At 69.3% G+C, this 13,180-nt stretch carries 11 protein-coding genes; 4 read left to right on the plus strand and 7 right to left on the minus strand.

The features are described from left to right. Window positions 1-22 precede the first annotated feature (22 nt). Both ACIQNU_RS20485 and ACIQNU_RS20490 read right to left on the minus strand, forming a co-directional pair. Window positions 23-1,096 carry a glycoside hydrolase family 5 protein gene (locus ACIQNU_RS20485; protein WP_401368168.1) on the minus strand — a complete coding sequence of 358 codons (1,074 nt, stop codon included), beginning with the start codon at window positions 1,094-1,096 and terminating at the stop codon, window positions 23-25. 239 nt (window positions 1,097-1,335) lie between these two features. Continuing rightward, window positions 1,336-2,337, minus strand: a complete 1,002-nt coding sequence (locus ACIQNU_RS20490; protein WP_401368170.1) for an RNA polymerase sigma factor RpoD/SigA — start codon at window positions 2,335-2,337, stop codon at window positions 1,336-1,338. Window positions 2,338-2,499: 162 nt separating this feature from the next. Between ACIQNU_RS20490 and ACIQNU_RS20495 the strand changes: the two genes are divergently transcribed. After that, complete coding sequence (locus ACIQNU_RS20495) at window positions 2,500-3,018, plus strand: GNAT family N-acetyltransferase (protein ID WP_401368172.1); 519 nt, start codon at window positions 2,500-2,502, stop codon at window positions 3,016-3,018. A 4-nt stretch (window positions 3,019-3,022) separates the two neighbouring features. Here the strand turns inward: ACIQNU_RS20495 and ACIQNU_RS20500 are convergent, their stop codons facing one another. Continuing rightward, window positions 3,023-3,811, minus strand: coding sequence for a dioxygenase (locus ACIQNU_RS20500; RefSeq protein ID WP_401368175.1), 789 nt, complete (start codon window positions 3,809-3,811; stop codon window positions 3,023-3,025). 112 nt (window positions 3,812-3,923) lie between these two features. Between ACIQNU_RS20500 and ACIQNU_RS20505 the strand changes: the two genes are divergently transcribed. Beyond that, window positions 3,924-4,421, plus strand: coding sequence for a MarR family winged helix-turn-helix transcriptional regulator (locus tag ACIQNU_RS20505; RefSeq protein ID WP_401368967.1), 498 nt, complete (start codon window positions 3,924-3,926; stop codon window positions 4,419-4,421). Between the two features lie 264 nt (window positions 4,422-4,685). Here ACIQNU_RS20505 and ACIQNU_RS20510 read toward each other — a convergent pair whose 3' ends face one another. Both ACIQNU_RS20510 and ACIQNU_RS20515 read right to left on the minus strand, forming a co-directional pair. Beyond that, the gene (locus ACIQNU_RS20510) at window positions 4,686-6,233 is read right to left on the minus strand and encodes an MFS transporter (protein WP_401368177.1); all 1,548 of its coding nucleotides are present in this window, start codon (window positions 6,231-6,233) and stop codon (window positions 4,686-4,688) included. A gap of 194 nt (window positions 6,234-6,427) precedes the next feature. Continuing rightward, the gene (locus ACIQNU_RS20515) at window positions 6,428-7,072 is read right to left on the minus strand and encodes a TetR/AcrR family transcriptional regulator (RefSeq protein WP_401368180.1); all 645 of its coding nucleotides are present in this window, start codon (window positions 7,070-7,072) and stop codon (window positions 6,428-6,430) included. A 290-nt stretch (window positions 7,073-7,362) separates the two neighbouring features. On the opposite strand from ACIQNU_RS20515, the gene ACIQNU_RS20520 reads away from it, so the two are divergent. Next, on the plus strand, window positions 7,363-8,646 hold the full coding sequence (locus ACIQNU_RS20520) for a M6 family metalloprotease domain-containing protein (protein WP_401368182.1): 1,284 nt from the start codon (window positions 7,363-7,365) through the stop codon (window positions 8,644-8,646). A gap of 257 nt (window positions 8,647-8,903) precedes the next feature. Continuing rightward, the gene (locus ACIQNU_RS20525; RefSeq protein WP_401368184.1) at window positions 8,904-11,207 is read left to right on the plus strand and encodes a peptidoglycan recognition protein; all 2,304 of its coding nucleotides are present in this window, start codon (window positions 8,904-8,906) and stop codon (window positions 11,205-11,207) included. Between the two features lie 236 nt (window positions 11,208-11,443). Here the strand turns inward: ACIQNU_RS20525 and ACIQNU_RS20530 are convergent, their stop codons facing one another. Continuing rightward, window positions 11,444-12,361, minus strand: a complete 918-nt coding sequence (locus tag ACIQNU_RS20530; RefSeq protein ID WP_401368187.1) for a formylglycine-generating enzyme family protein — start codon at window positions 12,359-12,361, stop codon at window positions 11,444-11,446. Window positions 12,362-12,373: 12 nt separating this feature from the next. After that, window positions 12,374-13,159 (minus strand): aminotransferase class IV family protein, encoded by a 786-nt coding sequence (locus tag ACIQNU_RS20535; RefSeq protein ID WP_401368190.1) that lies wholly within the window; start codon window positions 13,157-13,159, stop codon window positions 12,374-12,376. Window positions 13,160-13,180 lie beyond the last annotated feature (21 nt).

A 13,180-nucleotide genomic window follows, 5' to 3' on the forward strand; every position in this document is an offset into this window, starting at 1 on the left:
CGTGGCGTCCACGCTTCACCCCTCAGAAGCCGCCGCTGCGGATCCGTTCGCGGATCCAGACTCCGGCCTCCTTGAGGACCGAGGTGCCGGTCCACTGGCCGCGTGCGCAGGTACCCGACTTGAAGACGGCGCCCGACCTGTTGTCGTCCGAGTAGTTCCAGTTGGTCCAACTGATCTTCTTCTGGGCCATCAGGTCGATGTACCGCTGCGACTGGGCGAAGTCGTTGGCGCCCTCACCCGCGTAGTTCTGGGTGCCGAACTCCGTGACGAACATGGGGATGCGGTCGGCGGCCCGGGACAGCGTGTTCAGGTACTCCGCCTTGTGGGACGCGGCGTAGAAGTGGAACGTGTACATGATGTTGTCGGCCTTCACCGGATTGTTGACGACCTCGGTCTCGTCGGCGCCGTCGGAGACACCGAGCGAGGACCAGGCGCGGGTGCCGACGAGGACGACGCCGTCGGGGTCCTGGGCCCGGACGACCGGGATGATGGTCTCGGCGTAGCTCTTGATCCTCGGCCACGAGACGCCGTTCGGCTCGTTGGCTATCTCCCAGAGGACGTTGACCTTGTCCTTGTGCCGGCGGGCCATCTCGGTGAAGAAGGTACGGGCTCGGGCGGTGTTGGCGTTGGGGTCGCCCGGGGTGAGCTGGTGCCAGTCGACGATCACGTACAGGCCCCGTGCGGTGGCCTGGTCGACGATGCGGCTCGCGAGGTCGGTGAACCTGGCCGGGTCGGTCTCGTAGCCGCCCTCCTGCACATAGGTGGACACGCGGAGGATGTCGCCGTTCCAGTCGCCCGCGAGGGCGTCCAGCGAGCCGTCGGTCACGCACTGCGCGTACCACTGGGTGCCGTGGGTGCTCATGCCGCGCAGTTGGATCGGGGTGCCGGAGGCGTTGCAGAGTTTCGTGCCGCAGACGCGGACCTTGCCGTTGACGCCGACCGGGGTGGCGGCGCGGGGCGCGGCGTCCGGGGCGGCGTCGGCCCTGGTGCCGAACCCCAGGAACAGGGTCAGGAACAGCGTCAGGGCCAGGGTGAGGACGGCGGTGGGACGCAGTCGTTGGAGGAGCCGTAAGGACATGACAGACATACCCTTCATGAGGCGAGCATGACAAACCGAGGCTCCATGGGCGCGGCGCGCTCCACGGGGGGTGTGGTCCTTGAAAGTTAGGTTTGTTTCCAGTTCCCAGTCAAGGGTTGGTCAAGTGTTTTCCCGCCCGTGGACAACCCGCCGTGGACAAAGGGGAGCCCCGGCGCCGGGGGGGGATGGGCGCCGGGGCTCGTATGTGGGGGCGGGGGCCGCCGTCTGGCGGCCCGCCTACCCGGTGGGGTCGGCTGCTAAGCCACCGCGTCGAATCCGGTGTCCCGGGCCAACCGCTTCAGCTCCAGCAGCGCGTGCTTCTCGATCTGCCGTATCCGCTCCCGCGTCAGACCGTGCTCCTTGCCGACCTCTGTCAGCGTACGCTCCCGGCCGTCGTCTATGCCGTACCGCATCTTGATGATCGACGCGGTGCGCTGGTCGAGGCGGCCGATCAGGTCGTCCAGCTCCTCGCTGCGCAGCAGGGTCATGACGGACTGCTCGGGCGAGACCGCCGAGGTGTCCTCCAGGAGGTCGCCGAACTGGGTCTCTCCCTCGTCGTCGACCGACATGTTGAGCGAGACCGGGTCGCGGGCCCAGTCGAGGACATCGCTGACGCGCTCGGGGGTCGAGCCCAGCTCGGTGGCGATCTCCGTGTGCTCCGGCTCGCGGCCGTGCTCGCGGTTGAACTCGCGCTGCACGCGCCGGATCCGGCCCAGCTCCTCGACCAGGTGGACGGGGAGGCGGATGGTGCGGGACTGGTCGGCTATCGAGCGGGTGATCGCCTGACGGATCCACCAGGTGGCATAGGTCGAGAACTTGAAGCCCTTGCGGTAGTCGAACTTCTCCACCGCGCGGACCAGCCCCGCGTTGCCCTCCTGGATCAGGTCGAGCAGGGGCAGACCACTGCGCGGATAACGGCGGGCCACGGCGACGACCAGTCGCAGATTGGACCGTATGAAGACGTCCTTGGCCCGCTCGCCTTCGGCGACGAGCGCTTCCAGCTCCTCGCGTGAGGCGTCACCGACCTTGGTGGTCTCCGTCTCGCCGTCGAGTATCTGGCGGGCGAAGACTCCGGCCTCGATGATCTGTGACAGCTCGACTTCCTTGGCGGCGTCGAGGAGTGGTGTGCGCGCGATCTCGTCGAGGTACATGCCGACCAGGTCGCGGTCGGCGACCTCGCCGCCTACGGCGCGCACACCGCTTGCCGTATCGGTCCGGCCGGTGGCGGACTGACGACGGGCGACGGCACGGGTTGCCATGCGTGCTCCCTTACGATTCGGGCGGGTCCTGGGTGGGGCCGGGGCACCCTTCCGGATGTCCGGCGTCCGAAGGAAACAACGACTGGAATCCGGACAGAATTCCCACCGCGCCCGTCCATTTCTGTGATCATGCAGTATCCTGCCCGGCCACAAGGAGGCCAGATGTCGTCGGATCCCACAGAAGTACAGGTCAGGCCGGGTACCGAGGGTGATCTGACGGCGCTCACGGACCTCTACAACCACTATGTCCGTGAGACGGCGATCACCTTTGACACCGCCCCGTTCACCCCGGAGGAGCGCCGGCCCTGGCTGCTCTCCCACCCGGAAGACGGCCCGTACCGCCTCTTGGTTGCTCAGGAAGCCGAATCCACCACGATACTCGGATATACGACATCGAGCCCATTCCGGTGGAAAACCGCGTACGACACCTCGGTCGAGACCACGATCTACCTGGCCCCCGAGGCCGCCGGGCGGGGCATCGGCACGCTCCTCTACAAGGCCCTGTTCGAGGCCCTGGCCGGCGAGGACCTGCACCGCGCGTACGCGGGGATCGCGCAGCCGAACGAGGCGTCGGCCCGCCTCCACGCCCGCTTCGGCTTCCAGCACGTGGGCACGTATCGCGAGGTCGGCAGGAAGTTCGACCGTTACTGGGATGTCGCCTGGTACGAGCGCCCGATGTAGGCCGTCAGCCGAACTGGACCGATCGCTTGGCCAGGCCCATCCAGAAGCCGTCGATCACACTCCGCTGCGCCCCGAGGTCACCGGTCGCGTCGGCCGCGCCCAGCGTGACGAACAGGGGGGCGAAGTGTTCGGTACGGGGGTGGGCCAGGGCGCCGGCCGGGGAGGTGTGGGTGAAGTCGAGGAGGGCGTCGACATCGGAAGCGTCCAGGGCCCGGTGGCCCCAGTCGTCGAACTCCGCCGACCACCCGGGCACCCCCTGGTGGCGCAGCGCCGCGAGGTTGTGCGTGAAGAATCCGCTGCCCACGATCAGCACACCCTCGTCCCGCAGGGGCGCGAGCTTGCGGCCGATGTCCATCAGGCGGCGCGGGTCGAGTGTCGGGAGTGAGATCTGGAGGACCGGGATGTCGGCGTCCGGGTACATCTCGACGAGCGGGACGTACGCGCCGTGGTCGAGTCCCCGGTCCGGGACGTCCTGTACGGGGACGCCGGGGGCGCGGAGCAACTTCCGTACGGAGTCGGCGAGTTCGGGGGCGCCGGGCGCCTCGTACCGCACCTGGTAGTAGTGCTCGGGGAAGCCCCAGAAGTCGTAGACCAGGGGGAGCGTCGCGGTGGCGCCCAGGGCGAGGGGGGCCTCCTCCCAGTGGGCCGAGACCATCAGGATCGACTTGGGGCGCGGGAGCCGCGCGGACCAGGCGGCGAGCTGGCCGGGCCAGAGGGCGTCGTCGGCGAGCGGCGGGGCGCCGTGACTGAGGTAGAGGGCGGGCATGCGCTCCGGTGCGGCGGTGGCGGTCATGGCTGCGGCTCCCGACAGTTCCTTGAATCCTCAAGCTTTCTTGGTACTGGACCTTAGCTCCGATTTGTTTAAGATTCAAGGAGGAGGTTCGTACAGTGGACGAGTGGACGACATGACGACGGAACCCGGGCCGCGCTGGCTCGACGACGAGGAACAGCGCACGTGGCAGGCGTATCTCCACGCGACCACGCTCCTCGACGACCATCTCGACCGGCAGCTTCAGCGCGACGCGGGGATGCCGCACATCTACTACGGCCTCCTCGTGAAGCTCGCGGCGGCGCCTCGGCGGCGGCTGCGGATGACCGAGCTGGCGATGGACGCGAAGATCACGCGGTCGCGGTTGTCGCATGCCGTGGCGCGGCTGGAGAAGAGCGGATGGGTGACCAGGGAGGACTGCCCGTCCGACAAGCGGGGCCAGTTCGCCGTACTGACCGACGAGGGTTACGAGGTGCTGCGCCGCACGGCCCCGGGCCACGTGAATGCGGTACGCCAAGCCCTCTTCGACCGTCTGACCCCGGAACAGCAGAAGTCCCTCGGGGAGATCATGAGGGTGGTGGCGGAAGGCTTGCAGCCCTCGGAAGCGGGAGCGGATTTGCCTTGGCTCCGGTAACTGAACCGGGCCTCCGGCCCGGACCCACCCACACGCATGCGCCCCACACCGCCGGACACCCTCCACGGGCCTTCTCACCGCTGCGGCGGAAAGAGTTCCGGACCTGAAGGTCCGGTCCTCGGGCCGCGCGAAGGGCGGGCTCGCCCTTCATTTCTGTCCGCCGCAGCGGCGCTCAGCCACCCCACACCAAACCGGCGGTGCCAACCCCACCCGCAGGGGGATCGGCACCGCCGGAGGCAGAACACCGGTCGACCGCCGGAGGCACTAGTGGGCGATCACCGGCATCTTCACGTCCTCCTCCGCCCCCTCGCCCGACGCCGTCGAACCCGTCACCGTCGTGGCGCCGGGGCGCCCCGTGGTGATCAGGCCGAGGGCGATCGCGGCCGAGAGGACCAGGATGCCGACCGCGAACCAGATCGCGCTGGTGTAGCCCTGGACCATGCCCTGAAGCTGCACGAGCTGCTGCGCCGGCTTGGAGGTCGCCGAACCCAGGTGGTCCTTCAGGTACGACGTCGTCGCGGACGCCGCGATCGTGTTCAGCAGTGCCGTACCGATGGCACCGCCCACCTGCTGCGAGGTGTTGACCATCGCGGACGCGACCCCGGAGTCACGCGGCTCGACACCGTGCGTGGCGAGGGACATCGCCGGCATGAACGCCGTACCCATGCCGAGGCCGAGCAGCAGCTGACCGGGCAGCAGCAGACCCGCGTACGACGAACCGATCTCCAGCTGCGTCAGGATCAGCATGCCGACCGCCGCGACCAGGAAGCCGGGGCCCATCAGCAGCCGCGGCGGGACGCGCGTCATCAGCCGGGCACCGATCTGCGTGGAGCCCGTGATCATGCCCGCGATCATCGGCAGGAAGGCGAAGCCGGTCTTGACCGGCGAGTAGCCCTTCACGATCTGGAGGTAGTACGTCAGGAACAGGAACAGGCCGAACATCGAGATGACGGCGAGCCCGAGCGAGAGGTACACCCCGCCCCGGTTGCGGTCCAGCAGGACGCGCAGCGGCAGCAGCGGCGACTTCACCCGCGACTCGGTGACCACGAACGCGATGAGCAGGACCGCCGACGCCACGAACAGACCGACGGTCGAGGCGTCCGACCAGCCGACGGACTCGGCGCGCGTGAACCCGTACACGAGGCTGACCAGACCCAGGGTCGACAGGACGACACCGGGGATGTCCAGCGAGGAGCGGTTGCGGCTGCCGGCCGGGTCGCGGATCACGAAGTACGCGCCGACGGCCGCGATGATCGCGAACGGGATGTTGACGAAGAAGGTCCAGCGCCAGTTCAGGTACTCGGTGAGGAATCCGCCGAGGATCAGTCCGACGGCGCCACCGCCACCGGCGATCGCACCGTAGATGCCGAACGCCTTGGCGCGTTCCTTGCCGTCGGTGAACATCACCGCGAGCAGCGACAGGGCGGCGGGCGCGAGCAGCGCGCCGAACACACCCTGGAGGGCGCGGGCGCCGAGCATCATCGCCTCGCCCTGCGCGGCACCGCCGAGCGCGGAGGCCAGCGCGAAGCCGATGAGACCGGTGACGAACGTGCGCTTGCGGCCCCACAGGTCGGCAATCCGGCCGCCGAACAGGAGCAGCCCGCCGAAGGCGAGGGCGTAGGCCGTGATGACCCACTGCCGGTTGCCGTCGGATATGCCGAGATCCTGCTGGGCGGACGGCAGCGCGATGTTCACGATGGTCGCGTCGAGCACCACCATGAGCTGCGCCAGAGCGATGAAGACGAGCGCCTTCCACCGCTTGGGATCGGCCGGCGGCGGCGCCGTACGGGCCGGAGAAGCTGTTTCGGACATGCGTGAACCCACCTCAGGACTTCGAGAAAACGAAAAGTGCGAAAGGGATGAAGAAGGTGAAGAAGGAGAAGAAGAGGACAAACGCCGGGTATGGAGTGGTGGGTGTGGTGCGGCCCACGGCGGCGTAAGGGTCGGTGCTGGACGGTGTGCCGGTCGATGTGCTGGTCAGTGCTGGTGGTACAGGTCGGTGCTGGTCAGTGCTGTCGCAGGTCCTCCAAGGTGGCGGCGCTCCCCGGCAGTACGGAGTGCGCCGGTGCGCGCAGACCGTCGACGAACACCTGAAGGTGCCGGTGCACGAAGCGGTCGAAGTTGAGGCAGCCCGTACCCGGCAGCGGGCGGGTGAGCTGCGAGAGGGCGACCATCAGATCGCCGACATCGACGTCGTCGCGGAGCTGCCCCGCGTCGCGTGCCCGCTCCATGAGCGCCGTGACGAGCCCTTCGATCCGGTCCCGGGCCGCCATGAGGTCCGGGTGGTGGGTGTCGAAGTCGCCGGAGAGCATCGGGCAGAGCGCGCCGATGCGCTCCTCGGCCGCCTGGTGGACGAACCGGCGGAGCCCTTCGAAGGGGTCGCCGCCCTCGGCGAGCGCCGCCTCGGCCTGCGAAGCGGCGCGGCCCATGACGTGGCACACCACTTCGTGCACCAGCGCGGACCGGTCGGGGAAGTTCCGGTAGAGGGTCGCGTTGCCCACGCCCGCGCGGCGCGCGATCTCGTCGAGCGGCACCTCGGGGCCGTACTCGACGAACATCTCGCGTGCCGCGACGACGATCCGCTCCCGATTGCGCAGGGCATCGGCCCTCGGCCGGGTGACACGGCGCTGCGCGGGGGTTGCGGTCTCCACGGGGCCCTCCTGGGCGATGTCGGCACCGGTATGGGTACCGGTGTCTCTTTCCTGTCTCTTTACCGTCCCTTGAAGCGGGGAATACTTCCCCGCTTCGCGCGGACACAAGTTCCAAACGGGGATCCACTCCCCAGATATTTCCCCCTCCCCTTGTGACCTGAGTCACGCCCGCCGGAAGGGGGCCGTTGCCCGATCGGCCGTACCCGGCGCGCGCTCCCCCACCCCCCGGCGGAGGGTGATCACCAGGGGGCGGCCAGAACCTGCGGCTGCCGGGACCGGAAGGCCACCGCATGCAGCCGTCCAGCCGTCGGATACGCGGCCCGCGCCGCGGCACGGTCCTCGCCTCGCTCACCGCCCTCACCCTCGCGGTCACCACGACGGCCAGTACCGGACGACTGACGCACGGCTCGCGCACCGCAGCGGGGCCGACCTCCCTGTCGGCCCGCAGCGCGACCCTCGGCCCCTGCATGATCAGCGGCGCGATGGGGGTGCAGATGTCCGAAGGCGTGCCGACCGCGCCCGGATACACGCGCTCCACCGGCGTGGTCCGCGCGCTCAACCTGATGGTCGACTTCCCCGACGCCCCCGGCGAGGGCACGGCGCTCGACCGCTACGGCGAGTTCTTCCCGCAGACCCAGGACTGGTTCCGCACCAGCTCGTACGGCCGTCTCGACTACCGCCCCGAGACCCCCGTAAAAAAATGGCTGCGCATGCCCAAGCCGTTCAAGGAGTACGGGATAGAGCGCGGTGCCCCCTTCGACCCGGGGTACCGCAAACTCGTCGACGACATCGTGACCGCCGCCGACTCCGACGTCGACTTCCGCGACTACGACCTGCTGAACGTCCTGGCCACGCCCAACGCGGGCCCCTCCGCGCTCGACACCGTCCTGTCGGTGACCTTCGCGGGCAACCATGAGGCACCGGTTGCCGACGGCGTGCCCGTGTCCAACGCCTCGTTCGTCTACAGCCGCCAGGACGACGGCTCCGGCTCCTACGGCGAGACCGGCTACCGCGTCCTGCCGCACGAGAACGGCCATGTCTTCGGGCTGCCCGACCTCTACACCCAGGACGGCGGCGGGGCCGTAGGGCACTGGGACATCATGAGCGAGGACTGGGGCGCCAACAACGATCTGCTCGGCTGGCACAAGTGGAAACTGGGCTGGCTCGACGACGACCAGATCGCCTGCGCGTCGAAGCGCGGCACCACCGACTACACGCTCTCGCCGCTGGCCCGCAAGGGCGGCCAGAAGCTGGCGTTCGTCCCGCTCGACACCAGGACGGGCCTCGCCGTCGAGGTCCGCACCCATGAGGGCAACGACGAGGCCGTGTGCAAGCCGGGCGTCCTCGTCTACCGCGTCGACGCCGACGTCGACACCGGCCGGGGGCCCGTCACGGTCTACGACTCGACCAAGGACAGCGGGGGCTGTACGCGGCGGCCCAATGTGCACGCCGAACTGTCGGACGCGCCGTTCGCGCCGGGTGAGTCGTTCACGGACGAGAAGTCGCGGACCAGGGTCGCGGTCACCGGGATCGACGTGTCGGGGAACTACCGGGTGAGCGTCACCCGCCCCTGAAGGTCGGGGGCTGCGGGGGCTGCGGGGGCTACTTACGGTCGCTGGGGCTATTTGTGGTTTCTGGGGCTGTTTACGGTTGCTGGGGCTGTTTACGGTTGCTGGGGCGGCGGTGAATTCTGCACCCTGTGAGTCGGCTGTCATGTTCACCTGAGATCATCACCCCGCACAGGTCGCCCCCCACGGCTGTCCTCAGCACTCGCCGGACACGCGAGACCACTCGCCACCGGCGATTTCGTCCTCACACGCGGGGAAAAAACTTGAGAGCGCATCGAAGAATCTGGATCAGCGGCGCCGTCGCGGCGGCCTCCGTCGCCGGAGTGCTGGTGTTCCAGGGAGTGACCGGTTCCGACCAGGGCGACGGCAAACCCGACGCCAAGTCGGGTCCGGTCGAGACCGACGTCAACAGGGCCGCACTGAAGGTCGCCGACAACGGCCGCACGGCCGCGCTGCCGCGCCGCGACACCGAGCCGTACAGCATGCTCGGCGTGACCTGGACCGATCCCGCCGCGAAGGTGGCCGGGAAGGTCGAGGTGCGGACGCGGTCCGCGAAGACCGGGCAGTGGTCGGACTGGCTCGACCTGGACACCGAGATCGACAGCCGCATGGAAGGCGAGAGCGGGGGCGTCCGAGGCGCCACCGAGCCCCGCTGGGTGGGCCCGTCGAACGGTGTCGAGGTACGTCTCGACGGCACGTCGACCGGCGGGAAGCTGCCGGCCGGGCTGCGGCTCGACATGATCGACCCGGGCAAGGGCGCGACGTCTGGTACGGCGGATGTGGAGCCGGCGGCGTTCGTGGCGGAGCCCGCGGAGCCGGACGCCACCGAGGAGTCGAGCAACAGTCCGGAGCCGGGCGCCACGGACACCGGCGCGCCGGCCGAGCCGGGTGACCCGACCACCGCGAGCCCGTCGCAGGACCCGGCGCCGACCAGCTCCGCGCCGACGACGCCCCCGGCGTCCACGTCACCGACCGCGTCGGCCCCCTCCTCGTCCAGCCCCACGGCGTCGCCGTCCCCGTCCACCTCCATCCCCACCGCGCCGCCGTCGACGGCTCCCCGGCCGCCGATCACGTCGCGCGCGGGCTGGGGCGCGGACGAGAAGATGAGCCCGGACCCGTCGGACTACCTGACCGACATCAAGGCCGTGTTCGTCCACCACACCGCGCAGACCAGCGATTACGCGTGCACGGACTCACCGGAGATCGTGCGCAGCCTGTACGCGTACCACGTCAAGAGCCAGGGCTGGAACGACATCGGCTACAACTTCGTGGTCGACAAGTGCGGCACGATCTTCGAGGGCCGTAAGGGCGGTGTGGACCTGCCGGTGTTCGGCGCGCACACCTACGGCTTCAACCGGGAGTCGACGGGTATCGCCGTCATCGGTACGTACACGGATGCCGCCGCGGCCACTGTGGCGACGCAGTCCGTGGCGCGGGTCGCCGCGTGGAAGCTGGGCCAGTACAAGGCGGACCCGGCCGGAACGGTGAACCTCCTCGCCGGCGCCACCGGCAACAACTTCTTCGGCAAGAAGTTCACGGCGGGCACGGTCTATCCGTTCCAGCGGATCTCCGGGCACCGTGACGGCTTCAACACCCAGTGCCCCGGCGACAAGCTGTACGCGCAGCTTCCCGCCATCCGGTCGTACGCGGCGGGCCCGGTGGCCGGACTCGCCATCAAGTCCGTGACGGGCGCAGGGCTTTCGGGCTCGACGTACTACACCACGGGCGACGTGACGGTGGGCTGGTCGGCGACGACTCCGTCCGCGTTCGTGTCGAAGTACGAGCTGCTGGTCGACGGCAAGGTGGCGGCGACCGCGACCGGTACGGCGACCTCGGCGAAGGCGACGCTCGCGGTCGGCACCCACAAGGTGCAGGTCCGGGCCACCCACATCTCCGGCAAGACCTCGGTGTCGGCGACGGCGACCGTGGTGGCGGACAAGACGGCTCCGACCTTCACGACGAAGCCGTCACTGGCCCTGAAGACGGGCACGGTGAACACGACGGCGGTCCCGCTGACCCTGTCCTGGAAGGCCACCGACACGGCGGCCCTCAAGGAGGTCAAGCTCACGGCGCCCGTCGCCAAGACGTACGGCCCGACCACGACGAGCGCCTCGCACACCGCCAAGTCCGCCGCGGCCACGACCTGGTCGATGACCGCGTACGACCAGGCGGGCAACAAGGGCACCGCGTCCGTCGCGGGCACGCCGACGATCCTCCAGGAGACCTCGGCCACCAAGTCGGGCACCTGGACCACGAAGTCGTCGTCCAGCTACCTGGGCGGCAAGTCGTACTCGTCGTCCTCGAAGAACGCGTCCCTGACGTGGACGTTCACGGGCCGCTCGGCCGCGTGGGTGGTCTCCCGGGCCTCGTCGTCGGGCCAGGCGTACGTGTACGTCGACGGCACCAAGGTGGCCACGGTGGACCTCAAGTCCACGACCACGAAGTACCGCGACGCGATCTGGACGAAGACGTGGTCGTCGAGCGCGAAGCACACGGTGAAGATCGTGGTGGTCGGCACGAGTGGTCGTCCGACGGTGACGACGGACGGCCTGGTGTATCTGAAGTAGCCGGGGCCCCGCGGGGGGGGGTTGAGGCGGGCTGAGCCCGGGGTACGGGGGACGAACGGTTCCCGGCACCCCGGGCGTTCCCTTTTCCGTGATCGGGTCAGCCCTTGACCGACCAGTAGTCGGTCAGCATCTCGCCGGGCCATACGGGCTGATGACTCGACGTCGTCCGGCGAGGCCCGGTCGAAGTGCCACACCACGACGAACGGAGCTGTCGCGCAAGGATGTCGGCGGGCGCCTTATGCGGGGGCGATGCAGCGGAATCCGGTGTCGTTGTCCTTCATCCCGCTGTTGGCGGCGTTCCGCAGGGAGGGGGCCGCACGCTCGATCGGGGAAGTGAAGGCGCTGCCCTTCAGCTCGTACCGGCCGTTGCCTGGCGCTTCCTCGGTCGAGCACCACTCCCACACGTTGCCGCACATGTCGAAGACGCCGTACGGGCTGACACCGGACCGGTACCGGGACACGGGGGTCGTCGCATCTATGCCGGCCTCGGCCGTGTTGGCCTTCGCGGCGGTCGGCTCGAAACCCCACGGGTAGACACGTCCGCGCGGGCCGCGCGCCGCTTTCTCCCACTGTTGCCCGGTGGGCAACGCCTTGCCCGCCCAGCGGGCGTAAGCGGTGGCGTCGTGCCAAGTGACCCAGACCACGGGATGGTTGGCCAGGGTGACGGGACAACGGCCTGCGGGCCAGTCCTGCGGTGGCCGGTGTCCGGTGGCCAGTACGAACCGCGCGTAGTCCCCGTTCGTCGTCGGGTAGACGTCGATGAGGTACGGCTCCAGCCACACCGAACGGTTGTCGGGGCCGGAGAGGTAGATGCCCTCTTCCACGAGGGTCATCACCGCCCCGTCGACGGGGTGCCTGCGGGTGCGCGGGTCCGTGCGCAGCAGTTCCTCGGCCCGCTCGTCGTGCTCGACGGCGGCCCGCTCGGTGAGCAGCGCGGCGAACCGCTGCTGCACCGCAGGGTCAGCGCGGGCGAGCAACGTATCCAGCGCGGCTTGGTTGTCGAGTTCGAGTTCGATGGTCTCGCCCCGGAGCTTCCAGCGGGGGATCTGGCGGGGGTTGACGCCGACCAGTTCGGCGAACTCCTTGCCCTTCTTCCGCATGGCCCGGCGCAGCAGCTCAGCTTCGCGGCCGGTCCACCTGGTCACCCCCGTCATGGTCGCGTCGCCCTACAGGCTCTCGCCGGGGATGGCCAGGTACGTCTCCTGGAGGTGGAGCAGAACCGGGTGCTCGACGGGGAACTCGGTGTCGTCGATCGCTGCCAGGGGCCGGACTCCGATACTGGTGTTCGTCGCGAAGGCCGCCGCCATGTCCTTGGCCTGCTCCAGGGTGACCGTGGCGGTGCGGTGCTCCGTGTGCTGCTGAAGCAGTGCCACGGTGACGCCCGGCAGGACCGGGGCCTGCGGCCACACGAGGGTGCCCTCGTCGTCCACGAACCCGACGTTCCAGGTCCCGCCCTCGCTGACCAGCCCGTCATGGCCGACGAACAAGGCGTCGCCGAACCCGGCGAGTTGTGCCGTGCGGCGCGCGCGCAGGGCGCCGAAGAGGCCGACGTGCTTCACCTCGGGCAGCTCCCGCTCGTACGTCACGCTCTTGGCCCGCAGTGGCTCCGGGGGCAGAGCGCCGGCGTCGCGCACGGACACGAGGATGTGCGGGTCGTCGGCGTCCGCCGGGTGCCCCATGTCGATCTGCGGGTCGTAGAGGGTGACGCGGACCACGCACGGGCCGCCGCTCCGCCCTTCCAGCCCCTGGCGGACGTACTCGCGGACGCGCCCGGTGTCCAGGTCGGCTCCCCAGACGACCTTGCTGTCCCGCACAAGGCGTTCCATGTGCAGCGCCAGGCCGCGAATGCTGCCGTCGGCACTGACACGCATGGACGTGAAGTGGCCCGTGTTCGTCAGGGCCAGGGGGAGCAATTCCTCTGCGGACACGGGTTTTCCATCGAGAGTCACCATGCCGCCCAGCATGTCAGGACG

The sequence above is a fragment of the Streptomyces sp. NPDC091292 genome (assembly GCF_044757265.1).
Lineage (GTDB): Bacteria > Actinomycetota > Actinomycetes > Streptomycetales > Streptomycetaceae > Streptomyces.

Excerpts from the sequence above, each read along its gene's own strand:
- ACIQNU_RS20485 (WP_401368168.1), bottom strand. The coding sequence starts at position 1,096 with ATGAAGGGTATGTCTGTCATGTCCTTACGGCTCCTCCAACGACTGCGT.
- ACIQNU_RS20490 (WP_401368170.1), bottom strand. The coding sequence starts at position 2,337 with ATGGCAACCCGTGCCGTCGCCCGTCGTCAGTCCGCCACCGGCCGGACC.
- ACIQNU_RS20495 (WP_401368172.1), top strand. The coding sequence starts at position 2,500 with ATGTCGTCGGATCCCACAGAAGTACAGGTCAGGCCGGGTACCGAGGGT.
- ACIQNU_RS20500 (WP_401368175.1), bottom strand. The coding sequence starts at position 3,811 with ATGACCGCCACCGCCGCACCGGAGCGCATGCCCGCCCTCTACCTCAGT.
- ACIQNU_RS20505 (WP_401368967.1), top strand. The coding sequence starts at position 3,924 with ATGACGACGGAACCCGGGCCGCGCTGGCTCGACGACGAGGAACAGCGC.
- ACIQNU_RS20510 (WP_401368177.1), bottom strand. The coding sequence starts at position 6,233 with ATGTCCGAAACAGCTTCTCCGGCCCGTACGGCGCCGCCGCCGGCCGAT.
- ACIQNU_RS20520 (WP_401368182.1), top strand. The coding sequence starts at position 7,363 with ATGCAGCCGTCCAGCCGTCGGATACGCGGCCCGCGCCGCGGCACGGTC.
- ACIQNU_RS20530 (WP_401368187.1), bottom strand. The coding sequence starts at position 12,361 with ATGACGGGGGTGACCAGGTGGACCGGCCGCGAAGCTGAGCTGCTGCGC.
- ACIQNU_RS20535 (WP_401368190.1), bottom strand. The coding sequence starts at position 13,159 with ATGGTGACTCTCGATGGAAAACCCGTGTCCGCAGAGGAATTGCTCCCC.